This window comes from Burkholderia sp. EMB26 (genome assembly GCF_024730645.1).
Lineage (GTDB): Bacteria > Pseudomonadota > Gammaproteobacteria > Burkholderiales > Burkholderiaceae > Burkholderia > Burkholderia cenocepacia.
In genome coordinates this window covers 628816-652035 of sequence record NZ_CP078070.1, presented here as the reverse complement: position 1 = coordinate 652035, position 23220 = coordinate 628816, and the positions used below count along the sequence as shown (strand labels likewise).

Sequence of the window (23220 nt, the reverse complement as noted above, 5' to 3'; positions counted from 1 at the left end):
AGCCGATATAGTGGCGTCAAGGACGGACAAAATAGGGATTTCCCGCCCCTGCGCGCGCACCGCCGGCGCATCGGAAAGGGGCGGATCGTGGCTTTCCCGTAGGGCCGTCGTGCACCGCCCGCGTGCGGATTACAATGCCGGTCAGACCGGCCATCGTTCACATCATGAAAAATGTTCCGCATACCGTGACCGACGCCGCCATCGCAACGATCCGCGACCGGATCGAGGCAGGCGTGTATCCGGTCGGCAGCCTGCTGCCGGCCCAGCGCCAGCTCTCCGAGGAGCTGGAGATCAGCCGCGCGTCGCTGCGCGAGGCGCTGTCGACGCTCGAGGCGCTCGGGATGCTGCGCATCCGCGCGGGCAAGGGCGTGTACGTCGAAAGCGCGCAGGCGTCGGCCGCGCATCCGTGGCAATTCGCCGAGCAGTCGTCGCCGCCCGATACCTACCAGATGCGCTATGCGCTCGAAGGGTTCGCCGCGCGAATGGCCGCGCACGTGGTCAGCGACGCCGACATCGCGTGGTTCGAGGACAATCTCGCCGACCTGCACGTCGCGCTGACCGAAAGCGCGCTCGACGAGGCGTCGCGGCTCGATTTCGACTTCCACATGCGGATCATCCATCTGGCCGGCAACGCGGCGATCGAGTCCATCCTGCGCAGCAGCGCGGACATCATGAAGGAAAGCCAGCGCATGCCGTTCTACCGGCGCGAGCTGCTGCTGTCGACGTGGCACGAGCACCGCGCGATCGTCGACGCGCTGATCGCGCGCGATGCGGCGGCCGCCGGCACCGCGATCGAAACGCACATCGCGAACGCCGCGCAGCGCGCGGGCATCTTCTTCCCGACGCCCGGCGCGTAATCCTCCCGCGCCGCCGCCCGGCCGGTCCGGTCACCGTTCCGACCGATCGCGATACGCGCGCACGCGCTCGATGAACGCGCGGGCCGCGACGCTGCGGTATGCGCCCTTGCGCGTGAGCAGCGCGGCCGTGCGCGTCGGCAGCGGCGGATCGATCTCCAGCGCGCACAGGTCGCCGCTCTCGCGCGCGACCGCGTCGGGCAGCACCGTCGCGAGCCGGCCGCGCCGCACGAGCGCCAGCACCGCGCTGACCGTATTCGTCTCGATCGCGATCAACGGTCGCGCGTCGTGCTCGACGAAATACCGGTCGATCCGCTCGCGCGTCGCGAACGCACGGCTCAGCAGCACCAGCGGCTCGCCGCCGAGTTCGGCCGGCGTGAGCGCGCGGCGATGGCGCGCGAGCCGATGCGTGCGGCCCGTCACCAGCGCGAGCGGCTCGTCCCACAGCGGCAGCGCGTCGATGTCCGGCGCGCGCGGCGGCATGAACGCGAAACCGGCGTCGAGCCGGTCGTCGGCGAGCAGCGCCTCGATGCGTTCCTGCGGCATCGCGTCGATCGTCAGCGCGACGTTCGGATGGTCGGCATGGAACGCGTCGATCAGCGAGCCGCTCAGGTAGGCCGCGAAAGTCGGCATCATCGCGAGCCGCAGCGAACCGCGGCCGAGATCCGCGACATCGTGCAGCGCGCGCTGCCCGGTATCGAGCTCGTGCAGCGCCGCGCGCGCATGGCGCGCATAGACCTCGCCGAATTCGGTGAGCCGCACCGTGCGGCCCGAGCGGTCGAACAGCTGCACGCCGAGCGTTTCCTCGAGCTGGCGGACCTGCTGCGACAGCGTCGGCTGCGACACGTGCAGCGCGTCGGCCGCGCGCGTGAAACTGCGCTGCTCGGCGACGGCCAGGAAATAGCGGATGTGGCGGAGAAGCATCGCGGCCAACGTATTGGTTTTGCCAATAGAGACCATAACGATCCAGTCTTGGACGCTATGGGTCGATTCCCGCATCATACGCACATCCGCTTCCGCGCACCGCCGCTGCCGGCGCACCGGAGCGGCACGCCCGGGCCTGCCCTGCCGCCCGCCGCACGACGATCCGCCGGCCGCCCGGCCCGGCCGCGATCCGCCCGGCGCGCATCGGCTCACCGCCGATCCGTCGACGCCGGCCCCGATTTCCGTCACCCCGCGCAGCCGACGGCCCCGTGCCGCCGGCCGGCGCCGCCGTTTTTCGCGATCATGGAACCGCATCACGACAACCACCCTCCCCTCACCCGCGGCATGACGCTGCTGTTCGCGTGCGCGTGCGGCATCGTCATCGGCAACATCTACTACGCGCAGCCGCTGCTCGCCGCGATCGCGCACAGCTTCGGCCGCGCGCCGACCGAGCTCGGCTATCTCGTCACGCTGACGCAGCTCGGCTATGCGGCCAGCCTGCTGCTGATCGTGCCGCTCGGCGATGCGGTCAATCGCCATACGCTGATCGTGCGGTTGCTGATGCTGAACGTCGTCGCGCTGGTCGCGGTCACGTTCAGCACCAACTTCACGATGTTCGTCGTCGCGAACGTCGCGGTCGGCTTCGTCACCTGTTCGACGCAGCTGCTCGTGCCGTTCGCGGCGTCGCTCGCCGATGCGCGCTCGCGCGGCCGCGCGGTCGGCACCGTGATGAGCGGGCTCCTGCTCGGCATCCTGCTCGCGCGCGTCGCGGCCGGCGCGATCGCCGACGGGTTCGGCTGGCGCGCGGTGTACGGCATCGCCGCGGTGCTGGTGCTCGCGCTGACCGCAGTGCTCGCCGTGAAGCTGCCGAAGGATCGGCGCGACGCGCGGCTCGACTATGCGGCGCTGATGAAGTCGCTCGTCGCGCTGGTGCGCGCGCAGCCGCTGATCGCGCTGCGCTCGACCTACGGCGCGCTCGTGTTCGCGTGCTTCAGCCTGCTGTGGACGGGTCTCACGTTCCTGCTGAGCCAGCCGCCGTACAGCTATTCCGAAGGACAGATCGGCCTGTTCGGCATCGTCGGCGCAGTCGGTGCGCTCGCGGCGACGTCGGCCGGCCGGCTGGTCGATCGCGGCCACGGCAATGCCGCCACCGGCCTGTTCGCGGCGGCCGTGCTCGGCTCGTTCTCGCTGATCGCGACCGGCGCGCATTCGCTCGCGGCGCTGATCGCCGGCATCCTGCTGCTCGACGTCGGCGTGCAGGGCATGCACATCTCGAACCAGAGCGTGATCTATGCGCTGGCCGGCCATGCGCGCAGCCGCGTGACGACGATCTACCTGACGAGCTACTTCATCGGCGGCGCGCTCGGCTCGTTCGCGGCGAGCGTCGCGTACGGCCTCGACGGCTGGCGCGGCGTATGTATCGCGGGTGCCGCGCTATCGGGTGTGCTGATCGCGCTGTGGCTCGCGTCGCAACGCGTCGGTTCGCGGCAGGTCACGCAATGAGGCGGTAGAGCGGCAATCCAGCGATTCGTTTGCGCCGCACGACGAAAAAGGCACGCGCCGCGCATCGCGGGCGTGCCTTTGTGCCAGGGGCGTCACTGCCGTCTCGACGCGCCAGCGCCGCACCGTCACGCGGCCTCGTTCGCGAAATCGATCAGCACCTTCATCGCCCGCTGGCGGTCGCCTGCCAGTTCGAATGCGAGGTTCGCGTCGCGCATCGGGAACACGCGCGTGACGGCCGGCCGCAGGTCGACGCGCCCCGCGTTGATCAACTGCACCGCCAGCGCGAATTCCGCGTGGAAGCGGAACGAGCCGCAGATCGACAGCTCCTTCGCGACCACGACGTTCTGCGGCAGGCTCACGTCGCCGCCGAGCCCGAGCTGCACGACGATGCCGCGCGGGCGCATCACGTCCAGCCCGTCGCGCAGCGCGCGCGCATTGCCCGAACACTCGATCATCACGTCGAACGTGCCCTTGCCGGCGCCGTAGCGCTCGACCCAGCCGGCATCGGCCGCCGCATTGATCGTGCGGTCCGCGCCGAGCGCGCTCGCGATTTCCAGCGGCGCGTCGACGACGTCGGTCGCGACGATCTCCGCCGCGCCGTGCACGCGCGCCACCGCGACCGCCAGCACGCCGATCGGCCCGCACCCCGATACGAGCACGCGCTTGCCGATCAGCGGGCCTGCCCGCGACACCGCATGCAGCCCGACCGCGAACGGCTCGGCGAGCGCCGCGAGCGACAGCGGCACGTGATCGGCGACCTTCACGCACTGCACCGCGTCGCACACGAGCGCGTTGCGGAACGCGCCCTGCACGTGGGGCATCCGCATCGCGCTGCCGTAGAAACGCATGTCGAGACACTGGTTCGGCAGCCCTTCGAGACAGTAGCGGCACACACCGCACGGCCGGCTCGGATTGACCGCGACGCGATCGCCGACCTTCACCGACGTCACGTCCGGCGCCACTGCCGCGACCGTGCCCGCGACCTCGTGGCCGAGCACCATCGGCTGCTGCAACCGGATCGCGCCGAAGCCGCCATGCCGGAAGTAATGCAGGTCCGAGCCGCAGATGCCGCCCATCGCGACGTCGACACGCACCTGGCCCGGGCCGATCTCGCCCGCGTCCTGCTCCTCGACCCGCAGGTCGTTCGGCCCGTGGATCACCACACACATGCAACGCAACCGCATGACGCGCTCCTGGTTAGACGGCACTGGTCAGCCCGCCGTCGACGAACAGCGTCTGGCCGTTCACGAAATCGGACGCGGCCGACGCGAGGAAGATCGCCGCGCCGCACAGCTCGTCGACCTGCCCCCAGCGGCCGGCCGGCGTGCGCTTGCACAGCCAGTCAGAAAACGCCGCGTCGTCGACCAGCGCGCGATTCAGTTCGGTTTCGAAATAGCCGGGTGCGAGGCCGTTCGCCTGGATGCCGTGGCGCGCCCAGTCGGCGCACATCCCTTTGGTCAGCATCCGCACCGCGCCCTTGGTCGCCGCATACGGTGCGATCGTGGGCCGGGCGAGCTCGCTCTGCACCGAGCAGATGTTGATGATCTTGCCGTGGCCACGCGCGATCATGTGCCGCGCGACGGCCTGCGCGACGTTGAACACGCCGTCGAGATTCACGCGCATCAGCGCATGCCAGTCGTCCGGGTCGAAAGCGTCGAGCGGCGCGCGGCGCTGGATGCCCGCGTTGTTCACGAGGATGTCGATCGCGCCGACGCGCGCCTCGAACTCGTCGATCGCCGCACGGACCTGCGCGTGCTCGGCCACGTCGAACACCGCATGGTCGGCCACGAAGCCTTCGTCGCGAAACCGGCGCGCGAGCGTCGCGGCCTTCTCTTCATTGCGATCGTTGATGACGATCGCCGCGCCGGCTTCCGCGAGCCCGCGGGCGAGCGTCAGTCCGATCCCGCGGCCGGAACCGGTAATCAGCGCGCGGCGGCCGTCGAGGCGGAACCGGTCAAGCGCATGGGTCATGGATGTCTCCTCGTGCCAATCGAGCCGGCCGCCCGTCGCGCCCGGTCTCGTGTTCACGATATCTTCGGCCGCCGGCCCGGCCCGCGCCAATGGTCTTTTTTGATCCGGTTATCATGAAAACTGATTACCGTCGCGTCGTCCCCGCCACCCATGGAACTCAAGCAATTGCGCGCCTTCGTCACGCTCGCGGAAGAGCTGCATTTCGGGCGCGCCGCGCAGCGCCTATTCATCGTGCAGCCCGCGCTGAGCATGCAGATCAAGGCGCTCGAGGCGGAACTCGGCGCGCGCCTGTTCGAGCGCGACCGGCACAAGGTCGAGTTGAGCGACACCGGGCGCGTGTTCCTGCCGGAAGCGCGGGCGACGCTGCAGCAGGCCGCGCGCGCGGAACAGATCGCGCGGCTGTCGAGCCGCGGCGAAATCGGCACGCTGCGGATCGCGTTCGTGTCGTCGGTGTTGCCGGCGCTGCTGCCGGCCGTGCTGCGCACGATGCGCGAGCGCTACCCGCTGATCACGCTCGAACTGAAGGACATGCCGACGCCCGACCAGGTCGCCGCGCTGCGCGACCGCCGGATCGACTTCGGGATGATCCGGCTGCCGGCCGCGTATGCGGGCATCGACACGCGCGTGGTGCTCGAGGAAGGGTTCGTCGTCGCGCTGCCACTCGACCATCCGCTCGCCGCGCACCACACGGTTTCGGCAGCCGCACTGCGCGGTCAGCCCGTGTTCGTGCTCGCGCGCCGCTACGCGCCCGGCTTTCACGACGACATGCTGCTCGCGCTGAGCCGCGCGGGCACGACGCTCGACATTGCGCAGGAGTTCGGCGAATTCACGACGATGCTCGCGCTCGTCGCGGCGGGAATGGGGATCGGGCTGATTCCGGCGGAAGCGGCCAGCGCGCTGCCGCCGAACGTGCTCGCGCGGCCGCTCGACCTGGCCGGGCATCGCAGCGGCATCGGGCTCGCGTGGGCCGATCTCGACAGCCCGCTGAAGCGCGCGTTCGTCGATGCGATCGAGCACGTGACGGCGAACGCCGGGCAATAAAAAACCCGGCCGGGAAACCCCGGGCCGGGCTCGTTCGCCACGCCCGCCGCGTTGCGGCGGCCGCGCGACATGCGGGATTACTTCGCGTTCGCGAACGCGACAGCCGTATCCAGCATGCGGTTCGAGAAACCCCACTCGTTGTCGTACCAGCTCGAGACCTTCACGAGGCGGCCCGACACCTTGGTCAGCGTCGCGTCGAACGTCGACGAAGCCGGGTTGTGGTTGAAGTCGATCGACACCAGCGGTGCGTCGTTGTAGCCGAGGATGCCCTTCAGCGCGCCTTCCGATGCTTCCTTCATGATCGCGTTGACTTCCTCGACCGTCGTGTCGCGCTTCGCGATGAACGACAGGTCGACGATCGACACGTTGATCGTCGGGACGCGGATCGCGTAACCGTCGAGCTTGCCGTTCAGTTCCGGCAGCACGAGGCCGACGGCCGATGCCGCGCCCGTCTTCGTCGGGATCTGGCTGTGCGTGGCCGAACGCGCGCGGCGCAGGTCTTCGTGATAGACGTCCGTCAGCACCTGGTCGTTCGTGTACGCGTGGATCGTCGTCATCAGGCCGGTTTCGAGGCCGATCTTGTCGTTCAGCGGCTTGACGAGCGGCGCGAGGCAGTTCGTCGTGCACGATGCGTTCGAGATGACCGTGTGCTCGGCCTTCAGCACGTCGTGGTTCACGCCGTAGACGATCGTCGCGTCGACGTCCTTGCCGCCCGGCGCCGAGATGATCACCTTCTTCGCACCGCCCTTCAGGTGCGCGCTCGCCTTTTCCTTCGTCGTGAAGAAGCCCGTGCATTCCATCACGACGTCGACGCCCAGCTCGCCCCACGGCAGTTCGGCCGGGTTGCGGTTCGCGAGCACGCGGATCTTGTCGCCGTTCACGACGAGGTAGTCGCCGTCGACCGACACTTCGCCCGGGAACTTGCCGTGCGCGGTGTCGTACTGGGTCAGGTGCGCGTTGGTCTTCGCATCGCCCAGGTCGTTGATCGCGACGATCTCGAGATCGTGCTTCTTGCCGTTTTCATAGAACGCGCGCAGCGTGTTGCGGCCGATACGGCCGTAGCCGTTGATTGCGACGCGAATCGTCATGGTCTATCTCCTGATGGCTGAAAAAATTCGTTTCGTGCAGCTTCACGGTGCGACGCGCGCGAGGGGTGGCGCGCGTCGCGTATGCTTTTAGGCCAGCACGGCCTTCGCGGTCTCGACGACGTGCTCGACGGTGAAGCCGAAGTACTTGAACAGCACGCCGGCCGGCGCCGATTCGCCGAACGTGTCGATCCCGACGACGCCGCCTTCGAGGCCGACGTACTTGTGCCAGAAGCTCGTCACGCCCGCTTCGATCGCGACGCGGCGCACGCCGTGCGGCAGCACGCGTTCGCGGTACTCGGCGTCCTGGCGGTCGAACACGTTGGTCGACGGCATCGACACGACGCGGGCCGCGATGCCCTGCTGCGCGAGCGGCTCGACGGCCTTCATCGCGAGTTCGACTTCCGAGCCCGTCGCGATCAGGATGATCTTGCGCGCGACGATTTCCTCGTCCCAGTCCTTCAGCACGTAACCGCCCTTCTCGATGTTGGCGATCTGCGCATCGGTACGCGCGTTGAACGCGAGGTTCTGGCGGCTGAAGATCAGGCTCGACGGACGATCCGCGGCGACCGCGTGAGTCCAGGCGACGGCCGTCTCGACCGTGTCGGCCGGACGCCATACGTCGTGGTTCGGAATCAGGCGCAGGCTCGACACGTGCTCGATCGACTGGTGCGTCGGGCCGTCTTCGCCGAGGCCGATCGAATCGTGCGTGAACACGAAGATCGACGGCACCTTCATCAGCGCGGCCACGCGCAGCGCGTTGCGGCTGTAGTCGGAGAACGTCAGGAACGTGCCGCCGAACGGCTTGTGGCCGCCATGCAGCGCGAGGCCGTTGATCGCGGCGCTCATGCCGAATTCGCGCACGCCGTAGTTGATGTGGTTGCCGAGCAGCACGCCCGCGCCTTCCGGATTCGCGCGCACCGCCTTCGACGCCTTCCAGTTGGTCAGGTTCGAGCCGGTCAGGTCGGCCGAGCCGCCGAGCAGTTCGGGCAGCGCGGCGGCCAGCCCTTCGATCGCCTGCTGCGACGCCTTGCGGGTCGCGACCGTCTCGGCGCGCTCGTTCGCGCCGGCGATGATCGCTGCCGCCTTCTCGGCCCAGTCGGCCGGCAGCTTGTTCGCCATCCGGCGCTCGAATTCGGCGGCTTCCGCCGGGAACTTCGCGCGATAAGCGGCGAACGTCGCGTCCCATTCGGACTCGGCGCGCTTGCCGGCTTCCTTCGCGTCCCAGGCCGCATAGACTTCCTGCGGAATCACGAACGGCTCCCACTTCCAGCCGAGCGCTTCGCGCGTCTTCGCGATTTCTTCCGCGCCGAGCGCCGCGCCGTGCACGTCGTGGCCGCCGGCCTTCGTGGCCGCGCCCTTGCCGATCACCGTCTTGCAGCAGATCAGCGTCGGCTTGTCCGACAGCTTCGCCTTCGCGATGGCCGCGTCGACCGCATCGACGTCGTGGCCGTTCACGTTCGGGATCACGTTCCAGCCGTACGCTTCGAAGCGCTTCGGCGTGTCGTCGTGGAACCAGTTGACGACGTCGCCGTCGATCGAGATGCCGTTGTCGTCGTACAGCGCGATCAGCTTGTTCAGCTTCAGCGTGCCCGCGAGCGAGCAGGCCTCGTGCGAGATGCCTTCCATCAGGCAGCCGTCGCCGAGGAACACGTACGTGTGGTGATCGACGATCTTCGCGCCGTCACGGTTGAACTCGTCGGCCATCAGCGCTTCGCCGAGCGCCATGCCGACCGCGTTCGCGAGACCCTGGCCGAGCGGGCCGGTGGTCGTCTCGACGCCCGGCGTGATCCCGTATTCCGGGTGGCCCGGCGTCTTCGAGTGCAGCTGGCGGAAATTCTTCAGTTCCTCGATCGGCAGGTCGTAGCCGGTCAGGTGCAGCAGCGAGTACAGCAGCATCGAGCCATGGCCGTTCGACAGCACGAAACGGTCGCGGTCGGCCCAGTGCGGGTTCGTCGGGTTGTGCTTCAGATGGCGCGACCACAGCGCGACGCCGATTTCGGCCATGCCCATCGGCATGCCGGGGTGGCCGGAGTTCGCTTGCTGGACGGCGTCCATCGCGAGCGCACGGATCGCGTTGGCCATCAGGGTGGTGGAGGCGGGAGACGAAGTCGTCATGTCGAGTCCGGAGAACGAGTCGAGGAAACGGGGGCACGGCGGCATCCGGAAGCTCGAGCGTCAATCGTTCCCGGCGCGCGGTGCGGCGCCTGACGGACGCGAAGCGGACGGAGCCAACGGACGGGGCTGCAAAGCTCGTCATTTTAACAGATGGGCTGACATTTCCCTTGTCGGCGCATCGTGTTCCGGCACGGTTTTCCACCAAACCGCCCGCCTCCTATAATTCAGGCGTCGGAACTGCCCGCCCCAGCGGCCCGCCCGTGAGCACGACCCTTCTCTTTCACCCTACGCCCGACGCCACCTACGGCTTCCCGAATGCGCGGCGGCTCGCGCACGTCGCGTCCCCGCACCAGCAGATCGAAGTCTGGGAAACCCCGCAGCTCGGCCGGCTGTTCACGCTGGACGGCCGGCCGATGACGTCGGTCGGCGACGAGTACGTGTATCACGAGTGCATGACGCACCCGGCCGCGCTCGCGCATCCGTCGCCGAAGAAGGCGCTCGTGCTCGGCGGCGGCGACGGCGGCGCCGCGCGTCAGTTGCTCAAGCACGCGTGCATCGAACGGATCGTGATCGCCGAACTCGACGACGAGGTGGTCGGGATGGCGCGCCGCTATCTCGACGACGTGCACCAGGGTGCGCTCGACGACCCGCGCGTCGAGGTCGTGATCGGCGACGCCGCGCATTTCGTCGAGGCGACGATCGAACATTTCGATCTCGTCGTGTTCGACCTCACGCCGCCCGATTCGCCGGCGTCCGGCCTCTATACGCGCGCGTTCTACGCGCGGCTCAAGCGGATCCTCACGCGCTGCGGCGCGATCTCGATGCATCTCGGCTCGCCGGTGTTCCACGCCGCGCGCATCGCGGCGCTGCTCGACGACCTGCGCGCGAGCTTCGCGGTCGTCGATCCGCTGTCCGCGCACGTGCCGCTGTACGGCTCGCAATGGCTGATGGCGATCGCGAGCGACACGCTCGATGCGGCCGCGCTGTTCGCGCACGACGTCGACGAACGGCTCGCGGCCCGCCGCGTCCACGGCCTGCGCTACTACGATGCGCGACTGCATGCGTCCCTCTTTGCCCTGCCGCGCGCGCTGCGCGATACACTGGGCGTTCGCCGCTGAACATCCGGACGGCCGCAACGTTCCGTTGTTCCAGCATGAGACCGGCGCAGGCGCGAGAAGCGCCGACACTGTGCAACAGGAGATTTTCATGACCGATCCACGTCCGGCCAACGTGCCTTGGTTGACGCCCTACCTGGCCGTGCGCAACGCGCGCGCGGCCATCGAGTTCTTCCAGGCCGCATTCGGCTTCACGGTGCGCGACGTGCACGACGAGGACGGCGCGATCATGCACGTCGAGATGGCCTATCGCGGCCAGCTGATCGTGATGTTCGCGCCCGAAGGCGCGTTCGGCTCGCCCGCGCTCACGCCGAAGCACGCGAACGCCACCGCGCCGCAATCGTTCTATCTGTATGTCGACGACGTCGACGCCACCTGGCAGCGCGCGCTCGACGCGGGCGCGAAATCGCTGAGCGCGCCGCAGGATCAGTTCTGGGGCGACCGGTTCGCGCAGATCGAGGATCTCGACGGCTACCGCTGGGCGCTCGGGTGCCGTCTCGACGCATGACCGAAACCGCCACACGCATGACCGAAGCCACCACCACCGCGGCCGTGCCGCGCTTTTTCGTCGACGCCGCGCTGCGCGCCGACGCCACGCTCGCGTTGCCGGCCGACGTCGCGCGCCACGTGCAAGTGCTGCGCCTGCAGCCCGGCGACGTGCTCGCGCTGTTCGACGGCACGGGCGGCCAGTACCGCGCGCGGCTCGTCGAGGTCGACAAGCGCAGCGCGCTCGTGCAGGTCGATTCGTTCGAGCCCGCCGAGGCCGAGCCGCCCTATCGCGTGACGCTCGCGCAGGGGATCGCCGGCGGCGACAAGATGGACTGGGTGATCGAGAAGGCCGTCGAGCTCGGCGTCGCAGCGGTCGTGCCGCTGTCGACCGCGCGTGGCGTCGTGAAGCTGTCCGGCGAACGCGCGGACAAGCGCGTCGCGCACTGGCGCGGCGTCGTGCGCGCGTCGTGCGAGCAATGCGGCCGCAACCGCGTGCCCGACGTCGCGCCGGTCATCGGCTTCAGTGCATGGCTCGACGCGCTGCCGGCCGCGCCGGCCGACGGCGAACTGCGGCTGCTGCTGTCGCCGCGCGCGAGCATCCCGTTCGCGTCGCTGCCCGACGCGCCGCCCGCGGCCGCCGTCACGCTGCTGATCGGACCCGAAGGCGGGCTGTCGCCCGACGAGGAAAATGCAGCTCGCGCACGCGGGTTCACCGCGCTGTCGCTCGGGCCGCGCGTGCTGCGTACCGAGACGGCCGGCGCGGCCGTGCTCGCGGCGTTGGCGGCGCGCTGGGGCGGGTGGTAAAAACGCGTCGGCGCGCCGCGTTCAACGGCTCGCCCCACACCGTGCTTCGCGCGCCACGCCCTGCAGCCGGACGCGAATCGCAGACGCAAAAAAGCCCGCTCGAAGCGGGCTTTTGACGGGTCGTTCGGCGAATCGGCCACGCGGACCGATGCGCTTACGCGAACGAGTAGAACACGCGGAACGCGACCTTGCGCTCGGCCCAGAATTCGGCCGCCTCGCGAAACACGTCGAGCAGCGTTTCGCGCCCTTCCTTGTCGAATTTCTGCGCGATCGGCAGCCCTTCGAGGACGATCACGAAGCCGGGCTGCGCGCCGGCCTTCGCAACGAGGTCGGTCAGGCAGTCGTACAGCGCGTCGTAGTTCTTCCCGAAATGCTTCGGAAACAGGAACGAGGTCGCGATCGTTTCCATCACTTCCTGCTTCGACTGCGCGGCGCCGCAATACGCATACAGGAAATGCTGGCCGAGCCGACCGGCTTCGTCGGCGAGATCCTGCACGCGGAACGCGCGGATCGACTGCACGAGATTGGGTCGCACGGTCGTGAAAAGGCTCATAGGCTCCTCGTTCGATGAAAGCCCGGGCTCGGCTTCCTGTTGCTCCGGCGTGCCGCCGGCCTGCGCCGCCGCGTGCAGCTGAATCACACGCTGAAACAGATTGCCGTCGCCGGCCGCGAACAGTTCCGCCGCCGCCGTATCGTGCGCGTAGATGGAGTCGCTCATGCCATTCGTCCCGAAGTCATTCAACAATACGTTTAAAACTGTTGTAGTGGTCGCCCGTGTAATAACAGTTGTCGATCCGGCGCAACGGACCGCCACAGACGATCCGGCGCGCGCCGCGATTGCGCGCACGCGGCGTCGGCACCGTGTACTCATGGTAGTAGCCGCGCTTCGCCTTCGGCAGGATCCGCTCGCGATTGCCGAATACGACGCCGTCTTTCTCGTACGGATAGGGGCCGCCGGCGGCGATCAGGCTTAGCGTGGTCACGGCCTCGCGCGGAAGACTGGCAGTCGGGATCGTATCGAGCCCGCTGGCAGCCACGTCGGCCGGAACGGCCTCCCGTGCGTAAGCGGCGGAAACCAGACTGCCCGTCGGCGTGCCGACGATACCCATCGCGAACATCGCGAAGACGGACGCGAGCGCGCCGTTGCGGAGCCACTTGCGTGCCATGAACCAGGGTTCCCGCTGTTAAATCAAGTAGTTGACGACCAACAAAGGCGTTAGCGTAGCGTTATTGGCCGCGCGAATCAATGTCCGTTTGGGAATCGAAAGCCTCGCGATGCCGCGAATTCCGCATTTTTTACCGAAATCGCACTACATTTATCTTACATAAGATAGAATGCGTGCGGCACCTCTCGGTGGGCAAGAACTGCCTCCTTGCCTCGCTCGCTGCCTGGAGTGGAGAGATGCTGCTGTTGCTTTGCGGGAAGCGTGTGTGCGCCCTGCCCGGCGGCGTGCCCGTTGCGGGCACGCCTCTTTTTGCTTTTGTTTACAATTTTCCCGGGCGCGCCACGCCGGTTCGACCGGGTGGCGCGTTCGTTCTGGCTCAGCGCGCGGCGTTCACGTCGGCGACCAGCAGCGCCGCCATGTTGACGATGCGACGAACGGTCGCCGATTCGGTCAGCACGTGCACCGGCTGCGCGGCGCCCAGCAGGATCGGCCCGATCGCGATGTTGTTGCCGGCGGCCGTCTTCAGCAGGTTGTACGCGATGTTGGCGGCGTCGATGTTCGGCAGGATCAGCAGGTTCGCGTCGCCTTCCAGCGTCGATTCCGGCAGGATCTCCTTGCGCAGCGCCGCGTCGAGCGCGACGTCGCCGTGCATCTCGCCGTCGACCTTCAGTTCCGGTGCGGTTTCCTGCAGGATCGCGAGCGTATCGCGCATCTTCTTCGCCGACGGTGCGTTGCTCGTGCCGAAATTCGAGTGCGACAACAGCGCGACCTTCGGCTCGATGCCGAACCGGCGCACTTCTTCCGCGGCCATGATCGTGATCTCGGCCAGTTCTTCCGGGGTCGGATCGACGTTCACGTGCGTATCCACGAGGAAAATCTGGCGGCCCGGCAGCACGAGGCCGTTCATCGCCGCGTACACGCTGCAGCCCGGACGCTTGCCGATCACCTGGTCGATGAAGTGCAGGTGGCGGTGCGTGGTGCTGATCGTGCCGCAGATCATCCCGTCCGCTTCGCCCTTCTTCACCAGCATCGAGCCGATCAGCGTCGTGCGGCGGCGCATTTCGACGCGCGCGAGCTGCTCGCTGATGCCCTTGCGCGCCATCATCTTGTGGTACGTCTGCCAGAAGTCGCGGTAACGCTCGTCGTGCTCGGTGTTGACGACCGTGAAATCGGTGCCGGGCGTGAGGCGCAGGCCGTAGCGCTGGATACGGTGCTCGATCACCGACGGGCGGCCGATCAGGATCGGCTTCGCGAGCTTTTCGTCGACGATGATCTGAACGGCACGCAACACGCGCTCTTCTTCGCCTTCCGCGAACACCACGCGCTTCTTCTCTTCCGGCGCGGCGCGCGCGATCTGGAAGATCGGCTTCATCGTCGTGCCGCTGTGATACACGAACTGCTGCAGGTGGACGCGGTACGCCTCCATGTCCTCGATCGGGCGGGTCGCGACGCCGCCGTCCATCGCGGCCTGCGCGACGGCCGGCGCGATCTTCACGATCAGGCGCGGATCGAACGGCTTCGGAATCAGGTATTCGGGCCCGAACGACAGATCCTGGATACCGTATGCGGTCGCGACGATGTCGCTCTGCTCGTGCTGCGCGAGCTCGGCGATCGCGTTGACGGCCGCGATCTCCATTTCACGCGTGATCGTCGTCGCGCCGACGTCGAGCGCGCCGCGGAAGATGAACGGGAAGCACAGGACGTTGTTGACCTGGTTCGGGTAATCGGTGCGGCCGGTGGCCAGCACGGCGTCCGGGCGCACTTCGAGCGCGAGCTCCGGCAGGATTTCCGGCGTCGGGTTCGCGAGCGCGAGGATCAGCGGGCGCTCGGCCATACCCTTCACCATCTCCTGCTTCAGCACGCCGGCGGCCGACAGGCCGAGGAAGATGTCCGCGCCGTCGATCACCTCGGCCAGCGTGCGCGCGTCGGTCTCGCGCGCGAAACGCTCCTTGTCCGGATCCATCAGTTCTGCGCGCCCCTTGTAGACCACGCCGGCCAGGTCGGTCACCGTGATGTTCTCGAGCGGCAGCCCGATGTCGACCAGCAGGTCGAGACACGCGAGCGCGGCAGCGCCCGCACCGGACGCCACCAGCTTGACCTTCTTGATGTCCTTGCCGACGACCTTCAGGCCGTTCGTGACGGCCGCGGCCACGACGATCGCGGTGCCGTGCTGGTCGTCGTGGAACACCGGGATCTTCATCCGCTTGCGCGCTTCGCGCTCGACGATGAAGCAGTCCGGCGCCTTGATGTCTTCGAGGTTGATCCCGCCGAAGGTCGGCTCCAGCGCGGCGATCACGTCGACGAGTTTGTGCGGGTCCGACTCGTTCAGCTCGATGTCGAACACGTCGATGCCCGCGAACTTCTTGAACAGCACGGCCTTGCCTTCCATCACCGGCTTCGACGCGAGCGGGCCGATGTTGCCGAGACCGAGCACCGCCGTGCCGTTCGTCACGACGCCGACCAGGTTGCTGCGCGCGGTGAAACGCGCCGCGTTGAGCGGATTCTCGACGATCTCCTCGCACGCGTACGCCACGCCCGGCGAATACGCGAGCGCGAGGTCGCGCTGGTTGATCATCTGCTTGGTCGGGGCGATCGCGATTTTGCCGGGGGTCGGAAATTCGTGATAGTCGAGCGCGGCTTCGCGCAGCTTGGCTTTGGAGGAGGCTTGGGTGGACATGTGTCTCGTGACGGGCGGATTAGAATAACTGTTCGACGGCATTGTAGCGCCAATCATCGGCCGCCAGACCGGCGATTCGGGTGCAACAGCCGCGACAAAAATGTACTGGATAGTGCAGGAGCGCCGCCACTCGCCTCGTACAATGCCGTTCCTTTCACCGTTTCGGATCGCCCGCCGTGCCAGCCGCCCTCTCCGAGTTTTCGCTGATCGAACGCTTCTTCACGCGCCGCGCCGCGCAGGGCGCGCGCGCGTCGACGCTCGGCATCGGCGACGATTGCGCACTGATTGCGCCCCGATCCGGGAAATTGCTGGCCATTTCGACGGACATGCTGGTGGAAGGCCGACATTTCTTCCCCGACGTCGCGCCCGACGCGCTCGGTCACAAGACGCTCGCGGTCAACCTGTCGGATCTCGCCGCGATGGGCGCTGAGCCGCGCGCGTTCACACTCGCATGCGCGCTGCCGCGCGCCGATGCGGCGTGGCTCGAGGCCTTCAGCAACGGGCTGTTCGCGCTGGCCGAGCGATACGGCTGCGAGCTGATCGGCGGCGACACGACGAGCGGGCCACTGAACCTGTGCGTGACCGTGTTCGGCGAAGTCGCGCCGGACGCGGCGCTGCGGCGCGATGCCGCGCGCGACGGCGACGACGTGTGGGTATCCGGCACGCTCGGCGACGCGCGCGCGGGCCTCGGCGTCGCCCGCGGCGAGTGGACGGCCGGCGCGGACGAAGCCGCCGCGTTCCGGCACGCGCTCGAGCGGCCCGAACCGCGCGTCGCGCTCGGACTCGCGCTCGCGGGCGTCGCGCACGCGGCGCTCGACCTGTCGGACGGCTTGGCCGGCGATCTCCAGCACATCCTGACGCGCTCGAACGTACGCGCCGAGATCGACGCCGACGCGGTGCCGCGCTCGGCTGCGCTCGCGACGCTGCCGGCCGACGTGCAGCGCCGCTGCACGCTGGCGGGCGGCGACGACTACGAACTGTGCTTCACCGCGCCGGTGGCAGCCCGCGCGGCGGTCGAAGCGGCGGGCGCCACGGCCGGCGTGCCGGTCACGCGAATCGGTACAATACGCGCGTTGTCCGCGCCGTCGGCGCACCCCGCCATCGCGTGGCGCGACGCCGCCGGCGCGCCCCTCGCTCTCACGTTGCACGGCTTCGACCACTTCCATGCAGACTGATCCGACGCCCGCGCGCGCCGCGGCCGAGCCCGGCGCCGCGCCACCCGCGCCGACCCGCGTGACGGCCCGCTTCATGCTGTCGCACCCCGCGCATCTCGTGTCGCTCGGCTTCGGCAGCGGCCTCGCGCCGATCATGCCCGGCACGTTCGGCTCGCTGTTCGGCTGGCTCACGTTCGTCGTGCTCAACCGCTACCTGACGGTGCCCGAATGGTGGGCGCTGATCGCCGTCGGCTTCGTGGCCGGCGCGTGGGTCACCGGTTTCACCGCGAGGAAGGCCGGCGTGGCCGATCCGGGCGCCGTCGTCTGGGACGAGATCGTCGCGATCTGGCTCGTGATGCTGTTCGTCACGCCCGCGACCTTCGTCGGTCAGCTGTGGGCGTTCGTCGCGTTCCGCTTCTTCGACATGCTCAAGCCGCCGCCGATCCGCTACTTCGACCGCCGCCTGAAAGGCGGGCTCGGCATCATGGTCGACGACCTGGTCGCCGCGTTCATGACGTTGCTCGTGATCGCGCTGTGGCGCTCCGTCGGCGGCTGACCGATTTCCCGACTCCCGTTTCCCGACGCGCATGCCAACCGATTCCGTCGTCCATCAGCTTGCGATCCGCGCAGGCAACAAGCTGCGTGACGAGCACCTCACGCTCGCCACCGCCGAATCCTGCACCGGCGGGATGATCGCCACGGCGATCACCGACATTTCCGGCAGCAGCCAGTGGTTCGAGCGCGGCTTCGTCACCTATTCGAACCAGGCCAAGATCGAGATGATCGGCGTGCCCGCCGACCTGATCGACAAGCACGGCGCGGTCAGCGAGCCCGTCGCGCGCGCGATGGCCGAAGGCGCGCTGCGCAACAGCCGCGCGCAGGTCGCGCTGTCCGTCACCGGCATCGCGGGCCCGGCCGGCGGCAGCGAGAAGAAGCCGGTCGGCACCGTGTCGTTCGGCTGGAGCAACCGGCTGCATACCGATGTCGAGACGCTCGTGTTCAAGGGCGATCGCGAACAGATCCGCACGCAGGCAGCCGCGCATGCACTGCGCGGGCTGCTGAAGCTGCTCGACGAGCGCGAAGGCTGACCGGCCCGGGCGCGTGCCGCGCCCCTGTTCGGTTATTGAATCGCGTCGGGCTTCACGACGATCCAGTTCTTGTCCGCCGTCACCGGCAGGCCGAGCGACTTCTGCTTCGCGGCCGATTCGTCCGACCACGCGCGGATCTGCGCCATCTGCTTGTCCTTCTTGTTGACCCACACGCGCACGCCGCCGCGCGCGACGTCGGTCGCGTTCAGCAGCATGTAGCCGTCGGACGTCGGCGTGTCGCCCGCGACGAGCACCGGCTTCTTCCACTGGTCGATCCAGCCGACGATCGAACCGAGCTTGCCTTCGTACCACGTCATCGGGTTCATCAGGAACGGCGTGATCACCAGCGCGCGGTTCGCGGCCTCGTCGTACTTGCCGGCCTTGATCTGCAGCCGCGACGTCGTCAGCGCGCCGGTCGCCGGATTGCGCAGCAGCGTCGTCACGCCGATCACGTTCTGCGGCTTCACGTTGTAGCCGTACTTCGGGTCGGCCAGCACGAGCCGCGCGAGCTCCTCGTGCGCGGCCGTCATCACGTAGACCTCGATACCGTTCTCGCGCAGCGCGTTGTACAGCTCCTGCATCCCGCGGAAGAAGCGCGGCGGATTGACCGTGCCGTCGACCACCTTGTCACCCTGCCAATAGCGGATCGGGATCGGCTTGCCGTCGGCGAGCATCGCGTCGACGTGGCGCTTCAGGTCGGCGAGCGACTGGCCGGCGAACGCCTGCGCGATCCACGGATAGCAGACCAGATCGTCGATCTCGCACAGCCGGTAGTAGTAGCTCGTCAGCGACTCCTTGTAGTCGGCGGAATCCTTGAACGGGATCAGCTTCAGCGACGGGTCGAGCGCGTCGCGCGTCAGCACGCCGCGGTTCTCGAGGTACGGCAGCAGCGATTCCTCGAGGTCGTAGCGGTAGGTCGTGTTGTCGGCGTCGAACACCGCGTAGTCGCCGCGGTTCGCGTGCGCGGCGATCATCGCGTTCAGCGCCTTCGCGCTGTCGGCCGGCCAGTGCGACAGATCCGCCGCATGGGCGAACGTCATGCACAGCGACGCGGCGAACGCGCTCAGAAGACGGCGGGACAGCTTGGGCATGGCGTCGCTCCCTTTCTTGACGTTTTCGTGACGGATCGATGACAAGCCGCAGCATCGCGCGATTGGTGCGCGGGGATGCGGTGCGGAAGCGACGGGAAGTTGTCCGCGTGCGCCAGCGCGCGCCGGGCCGGCAGAGGAGCGGAAAAACGGGAGGGAAGCGGCGGGCTCGCGCGTGGGAGCACGCCGGCGCCGGCTGCCCGGGCGGGCGCTGGCGCCGGCCCGGACCACCGGTGCGAACGATCAGCGATGCGCGTTGATCGTGTCGCGCGTCTTCTGCGCGGCGAGCGCCGCGGCTTCGGCGAAATCCTCGCCCTTGCTCGCGTACAGGATCGCGCGCGACGAGTTGATCATCATCCCGGTGCCGTCCGCCGTGCGGCCTGCGTTGACGGTCGCCAGCACGTCGCCGCCCTGCGCGCCGATGCCGGGAATCAGGAGCGGCATGTCGCCGACGATCCCGCGCACGATCTCGATCTCCTTCGGGAACGTCGCGCCGACCACGAGGCCGAGCTGGCCGTTCTTCGCGTTCCATTTGTTCGCCGCGAGGTCGGCGACCACCTGGTACAGCGGCCGGCCGTTCGTGTCGAGGAACTGCAGGTCCGAGCCGCCCGGGTTCGACGTGCGGCACAGCACGATCACGCCCTTGCCTTCATGCTCGAAGTACGGCTCGACCGAGTCGTAGCCCATGTACGGATTCACGGTGACGGCGTCCGCGCGATAGCGCTCGAACGCCTCGCGTGCATACTGCTCGGCCGTGCTGCCGATGTCGCCGCGCTTCGCGTCGAGGATCACGGGCAGGCCCGGATGCTGCAGATGGATGTGCGCGATCAGACGTTCGAGCTGGTCTTCCGCGCGATGCGCGGCGAAGTAGGCGATCTGCGGCTTGAACGCGCTCGCGTACGGCGCGGTCGCATCGACGATCTGCCGGCAGAATTCGAAGATCGCGTCGGGCTGGCCGTCGAACTGCACGGGAAAGCGCGACGGCTCGGGGTCGAGGCCGACGCACAGCAGCGAATTCGTGCGTTGCCACGCGGCGCGCAGCGATTCGATGAAAGTAAGCGGGGAAGACATGGCGGGTACTCGCGGCAAACCGTTGGTAGACCGCGTATTTTACCCGCGTCGCCGGCGCCCCTCGTGTGTCGCGGCATTGCTGCGCGCATCGGCGCGCTCGACGGTGAACGCGAAACGCCGCGTGAGCCGCTCGCCGGGCGCGAGCAGCGTCATCCCGTGCGCGGCCGCGCCGCCCGGCAGGTTCACCGCATTGATCGGATGATCGACCGGCTCGAAGCAGAAGAAATCCTCGCCCGGCGGCGTGTAGAGCACGTATGCGTCGGCGTCGGCCGCGACGGTCAGCGACAGCCGCCGGCGCGGCCAGCTCACCGTCGCGTGGCCGCCCCAGCCGGTGAACGCGTGATTGACGAGCGTGGCCGGCAGCGGATACGCGACGCCGAACTGCCAGGCCGGCGGCACGCTGACGTGCCGCACCGGCAGGAAATCGGCGCCCGACAGCCACAGGCCGCCCGCCGCCGCGGCCAGCTCGGTCGCCGCATCGCGCACCAGGAACGGATGCACGCCGAGCCCGAACGGCAGCCGCGCGCGTCCCGCGTTCTCGATCGTCAGCGCGATCGACAGCGTCGCGTCGTCGAGCTCGAACGACTGGATCGCGCGGAATGCATACGGCGCGCCGGCCGTCCGGTCGAGCGACAGTTGCAGCGACGTGTCGGTCGCATCGTCGACCTGCCACGGCGCGAGCCAGCCGTCGCCGTGGATCGGCAGCGGCTCGTCGCGACGGTTGCGCGGCACCGCGACCTTGCGCCCGTCGCATTCGAAGCGCCCGTCGCCGATCCGGTTCGAATACGGCAGCAGCGGATAGCATGCGAGCTCGTTCGGGTCGGTCGCCGTCTCCGGGTGCTCGCAACGGCGGAACACCGGCACCAGCGCGCCGTTCTCGCCGCGCCAGTCGAAGCGCGCGATGCCGCCGCCGAGGTGCGGCAGCACGTCGAGCCGCAGCGACGCGTTCGACAGCGTGACGGCCGCCGCATGCGCGGCGCCGACGCCCTGCGCGAACACGGCCGTCTGCGGGCCGGGGCTGACCGGCTGGGCGGCGGCGGCCAGGCGCGCGCGGCGCGACTGGCTGGTGGACGACGATGCGCGCGAGGACGTGGCGGTCATGGTGAGCTCCTTTCCTTCGTCGAAGAAACGATGCAGGTCGGTGCGAACGGTCAGGCCCAGCCGCCGTCGACGATCACGTCCTGCGCGGTGATCATCCGGCTGTCGTCGGCCGCGAGAAACAGCGCCATCCGGGCGAGGTCGGCCGGCAATAGTTCGGCGTCGATGCACTGGCCGGCCTTGATCGCCGCGCGGCCCGCGTCGTCGAGCCACAGCCGGCGCTGCTTGTCGGTCATCACCCAGCCCGGCACCAGCGAATTCACGCGGATGCCGAACGGGCCGAGATCGCGCGCGAGGCCGCGCGTCAGGCCCTGCACGGCCGCCTTCGCCATCACGTAGACGGGATAGCCGCCGTTCTTCAGCATCCAGCTGATCGAGCCGAGATTGATGATCGCGCCGCCGCCCTGCCGCTTCATGTCGTCGATCACCGCCTGCGCGGCGAAGAACTGGTGACGCAGGTTCACCGCGATGCCCGCGTCGAACGACGCGGGCGTCACGTCGCCGATCGCGTGGCGCGTGTCGTTCGCCGCGTTGTTCACGAGCACCGCGATCGCGCCGATGCGCGCGCGGATCGCGTCGATCGCCCCGCGCAGCGCATCGATGTCGGTCAGGTCGCACGGCAGGAACAGCGGCGCATGGCGCACGTGCGCGAGGCGTTCGGCCAGCGCGGCGCCGGCCGCCGCGTCGAGATCGACGAACGCGACGCGCGCGCCCTGTTCGGCGAAGTGCTCGACGAACGACGCGCCGATGCCGGTCGCGCCGCCCGTGATCAGCACCGCGCGATCCTCGAGGCTCGGGTAGCGCGCGAAGCGCGCGTCGCTCGCGGCGTGCGAGTCCGGCGCGGAAGTATCGATGGTCATGCGGATCGTCTCCGTGGAAACAGGTCGGTCAGTCGCGTACGCCGCGGTTCTTCAGCTGGTCGAGCAGCACGGCCGCGAGCAGGATCGCGCCACGCACGAGGTACTGGTAGAACGCGTCGATGTTCAGCAGGTTCATCACGTTCTCGACGGTGCCCATGATCAGCACGCCGATCACGACGCCCGAGATCGTCGCGCGGCCGCCCATCAGCGACACGCCGCCGAGCACGCACGCGGAGATCACGTTCAGCTCGAAGCCCTGCGCGGCGTTCGGCTGGCCCGACGTGATGCGCGACGCGAGAATCACGCCCGCGAGGGCTGTGACCGCGCCCTGGATCAGGAAGATGTACACGCGCGTGCGTTCGACGTTGATCCCCGCGAGCCGCGACGCTTCCGGATTGCCGCCGATCGCGAGCGTGTTGCGGCCGTACACGGTCTGGTTCAGCAGCACGCCGAAGCCGATGAAGCACAGCAGCGTGACCCAGATCGGCAGCGACACGCCGAACATCGACATCCCGCCGAGCGCGATGAAGGTATCCGACGACACGCCGACCGCCTGCCCCTTCGACACGATGAAGCCGAGCCCGCGCACGATCTCCATCGTCGCGAGCGTCGTGATCAGCGCGTTGATGCGCAGGTACGCGATCACCGCGCCGTTCACGAAGCCGATCGCGGCGCCGGCCGCGACCGCCGCGACGATCGCGACGAACGTGTTGTCGGTCGCGTTCAGCACCATCGCGCACAGCACGCCCGAGAACGCGACGGTCGAGCCGATCGACAGGTCGAAGTCGCGCGACGCGAGACAGAACATCATCGTGCACGCGACCATGCCGATCTGCGAGATCGACAGCGCGAGGCCGAGCATGTTGTCGATCGAGAAGAAGTGATCGACGGTCAGCGACATCGTGATGAACATCACCGCGAAGATCGCGATCAGGCTGTATTCGGTCAGATGCTGCCACCACTTCTGGCGGTCGCTCTGCTGCGGAACCAGCGCGTCGGCCGACGGCTTCACGGCGGCGCTGGCCAGGTTTTCGTTGACTTGCATGATGTGTCTCCTGCTCCTGCATCGCGCGGCCCGCGCCGCGCGTGTTCGATTCGAATGTCGTATGCCGCG

22 protein-coding genes are annotated in these 23220 nt (G+C 68.5%); 9 read left to right on the top strand and 13 right to left on the bottom strand.

The genetic code is table 11. From position 1 onward, the window contains the following. Nucleotides 1-134 precede the first annotated feature (134 nt). Nucleotides 135-857 (top strand): FadR/GntR family transcriptional regulator, encoded by a 723-nt coding sequence (locus tag KU887_RS03150; protein WP_006484666.1) that lies wholly within the window; start codon nucleotides 135-137, stop codon nucleotides 855-857. A gap of 30 nt (nucleotides 858-887) precedes the next feature. On the opposite strand, the gene cynR is transcribed toward KU887_RS03150, so the two are convergent. Beyond that, nucleotides 888-1778 carry a transcriptional regulator CynR gene (cynR, locus tag KU887_RS03145; protein WP_124633629.1) on the bottom strand — a complete coding sequence of 297 codons (891 nt, stop codon included), beginning with the start codon at nucleotides 1776-1778 and terminating at the stop codon, nucleotides 888-890. Between the two features lie 303 nt (nucleotides 1779-2081). Between cynR and KU887_RS03140 the strand changes: the two genes are divergently transcribed. Continuing rightward, nucleotides 2082-3281 carry an MFS transporter gene (locus tag KU887_RS03140; RefSeq protein ID WP_258254451.1) on the top strand — a complete coding sequence of 400 codons (1200 nt, stop codon included), beginning with the start codon at nucleotides 2082-2084 and terminating at the stop codon, nucleotides 3279-3281. Between the two features lie 125 nt (nucleotides 3282-3406). Here the strand turns inward: KU887_RS03140 and KU887_RS03135 are convergent, their stop codons facing one another. Together KU887_RS03135 and KU887_RS03130 are read right to left on the bottom strand one after the other, a co-directional pair. Then, complete coding sequence (locus tag KU887_RS03135; protein WP_258254450.1) at nucleotides 3407-4465, bottom strand: L-idonate 5-dehydrogenase; 1059 nt, start codon at nucleotides 4463-4465, stop codon at nucleotides 3407-3409. A 13-nt stretch (nucleotides 4466-4478) separates the two neighbouring features. Further along, nucleotides 4479-5252, bottom strand: a complete 774-nt coding sequence (locus KU887_RS03130; RefSeq protein WP_258254449.1) for an SDR family NAD(P)-dependent oxidoreductase — start codon at nucleotides 5250-5252, stop codon at nucleotides 4479-4481. Between the two features lie 150 nt (nucleotides 5253-5402). On the opposite strand from KU887_RS03130, the gene KU887_RS03125 reads away from it, so the two are divergent. Further along, complete coding sequence (locus KU887_RS03125; RefSeq protein WP_258254448.1) at nucleotides 5403-6293, top strand: LysR family transcriptional regulator; 891 nt, start codon at nucleotides 5403-5405, stop codon at nucleotides 6291-6293. Between the two features lie 77 nt (nucleotides 6294-6370). Here the strand turns inward: KU887_RS03125 and gap are convergent, their stop codons facing one another. Together gap and tkt are read right to left on the bottom strand one after the other, a co-directional pair. Then, nucleotides 6371-7381: a type I glyceraldehyde-3-phosphate dehydrogenase gene (gene gap / locus KU887_RS03120; RefSeq protein WP_006485712.1), complete on the bottom strand. Its 1011-nt coding sequence runs from the start codon at nucleotides 7379-7381 to the stop codon at nucleotides 6371-6373. An 87-nt stretch (nucleotides 7382-7468) separates the two neighbouring features. Continuing rightward, on the bottom strand, nucleotides 7469-9541 hold the full coding sequence (tkt, locus tag KU887_RS03115; protein WP_258254447.1) for a transketolase: 2073 nt from the start codon (nucleotides 9539-9541) through the stop codon (nucleotides 7469-7471). Between the two features lie 215 nt (nucleotides 9542-9756). Here tkt and speE point away from each other — a divergent pair, with 215 nt between their 5' ends. The 3 genes from speE (at nucleotide 9757) to KU887_RS03100 (ending at nucleotide 11904) form a co-directional block, all read left to right on the top strand. Then, a complete protein-coding gene (speE, locus tag KU887_RS03110) occupies nucleotides 9757-10614 on the top strand; it encodes a polyamine aminopropyltransferase (RefSeq protein WP_006496731.1) in 858 nt (285 codons plus the stop codon). Nucleotides 10615-10702: 88 nt separating this feature from the next. Then, nucleotides 10703-11119: a glyoxalase/bleomycin resistance/extradiol dioxygenase family protein gene (locus KU887_RS03105; RefSeq protein WP_006485715.1), complete on the top strand. Its 417-nt coding sequence runs from the start codon at nucleotides 10703-10705 to the stop codon at nucleotides 11117-11119. A 17-nt stretch (nucleotides 11120-11136) separates the two neighbouring features. Continuing rightward, nucleotides 11137-11904: a 16S rRNA (uracil(1498)-N(3))-methyltransferase gene (locus KU887_RS03100; RefSeq protein ID WP_006493615.1), complete on the top strand. Its 768-nt coding sequence runs from the start codon at nucleotides 11137-11139 to the stop codon at nucleotides 11902-11904. 154 nt (nucleotides 11905-12058) lie between these two features. Here the strand turns inward: KU887_RS03100 and KU887_RS03095 are convergent, their stop codons facing one another. The 3 genes from KU887_RS03095 to KU887_RS03085 all read right to left on the bottom strand — a co-directional run bounded on the left by KU887_RS03095 (nucleotide 12059) and on the right by KU887_RS03085 (nucleotide 15789). Further along, nucleotides 12059-12622 carry a barstar family protein gene (locus KU887_RS03095; RefSeq protein WP_006476945.1) on the bottom strand — a complete coding sequence of 188 codons (564 nt, stop codon included), beginning with the start codon at nucleotides 12620-12622 and terminating at the stop codon, nucleotides 12059-12061. Nucleotides 12623-12638: 16 nt separating this feature from the next. Continuing rightward, entirely contained in the window at nucleotides 12639-13070 is a 432-nt protein-coding gene (locus KU887_RS03090) for a ribonuclease domain-containing protein (protein ID WP_006490731.1), read from the bottom strand. A 376-nt stretch (nucleotides 13071-13446) separates the two neighbouring features. After that, nucleotides 13447-15789 (bottom strand): NADP-dependent malic enzyme, encoded by a 2343-nt coding sequence (locus KU887_RS03085; protein WP_034178301.1) that lies wholly within the window; start codon nucleotides 15787-15789, stop codon nucleotides 13447-13449. Nucleotides 15790-15923: 134 nt separating this feature from the next. On the opposite strand from KU887_RS03085, the gene thiL reads away from it, so the two are divergent. The 3 genes from thiL to KU887_RS03070 are packed head-to-tail and all read left to right on the top strand — an operon-like array spanning nucleotide 15924 to nucleotide 17989. Continuing rightward, complete coding sequence (gene thiL, locus KU887_RS03080) at nucleotides 15924-16922, top strand: thiamine-phosphate kinase (RefSeq protein ID WP_058901252.1); 999 nt, start codon at nucleotides 15924-15926, stop codon at nucleotides 16920-16922. Continuing rightward, a complete protein-coding gene (locus KU887_RS03075; protein ID WP_059721666.1) occupies nucleotides 16912-17457 on the top strand; it encodes a phosphatidylglycerophosphatase A in 546 nt (181 codons plus the stop codon). Before thiL ends, KU887_RS03075 begins: the two co-directional genes overlap by 11 nt. Before the next feature lie 31 nt (nucleotides 17458-17488). After that, on the top strand, nucleotides 17489-17989 hold the full coding sequence (locus tag KU887_RS03070; protein WP_006488662.1) for a CinA family protein: 501 nt from the start codon (nucleotides 17489-17491) through the stop codon (nucleotides 17987-17989). A 32-nt stretch (nucleotides 17990-18021) separates the two neighbouring features. Here KU887_RS03070 and KU887_RS03065 read toward each other — a convergent pair whose 3' ends face one another. The 5 genes from KU887_RS03065 to araH all read right to left on the bottom strand — a co-directional run bounded on the left by KU887_RS03065 (nucleotide 18022) and on the right by araH (nucleotide 23151). Next, nucleotides 18022-19080, bottom strand: a complete 1059-nt coding sequence (locus tag KU887_RS03065; RefSeq protein ID WP_006496736.1) for a hypothetical protein — start codon at nucleotides 19078-19080, stop codon at nucleotides 18022-18024. A gap of 240 nt (nucleotides 19081-19320) precedes the next feature. Further along, nucleotides 19321-20148: an orotidine-5'-phosphate decarboxylase gene (pyrF, locus tag KU887_RS03060; RefSeq protein WP_058901251.1), complete on the bottom strand. Its 828-nt coding sequence runs from the start codon at nucleotides 20146-20148 to the stop codon at nucleotides 19321-19323. Between the two features lie 39 nt (nucleotides 20149-20187). Further along, on the bottom strand, nucleotides 20188-21249 hold the full coding sequence (locus tag KU887_RS03055; RefSeq protein WP_034201038.1) for an aldose 1-epimerase: 1062 nt from the start codon (nucleotides 21247-21249) through the stop codon (nucleotides 20188-20190). 50 nt (nucleotides 21250-21299) lie between these two features. Next, nucleotides 21300-22106: an SDR family NAD(P)-dependent oxidoreductase gene (locus KU887_RS03050; protein ID WP_006491029.1), complete on the bottom strand. Its 807-nt coding sequence runs from the start codon at nucleotides 22104-22106 to the stop codon at nucleotides 21300-21302. 28 nt (nucleotides 22107-22134) lie between these two features. Continuing rightward, nucleotides 22135-23151 carry an L-arabinose ABC transporter permease AraH gene (gene araH, locus KU887_RS03045; RefSeq protein WP_006491027.1) on the bottom strand — a complete coding sequence of 339 codons (1017 nt, stop codon included), beginning with the start codon at nucleotides 23149-23151 and terminating at the stop codon, nucleotides 22135-22137. Nucleotides 23152-23220 lie beyond the last annotated feature (69 nt).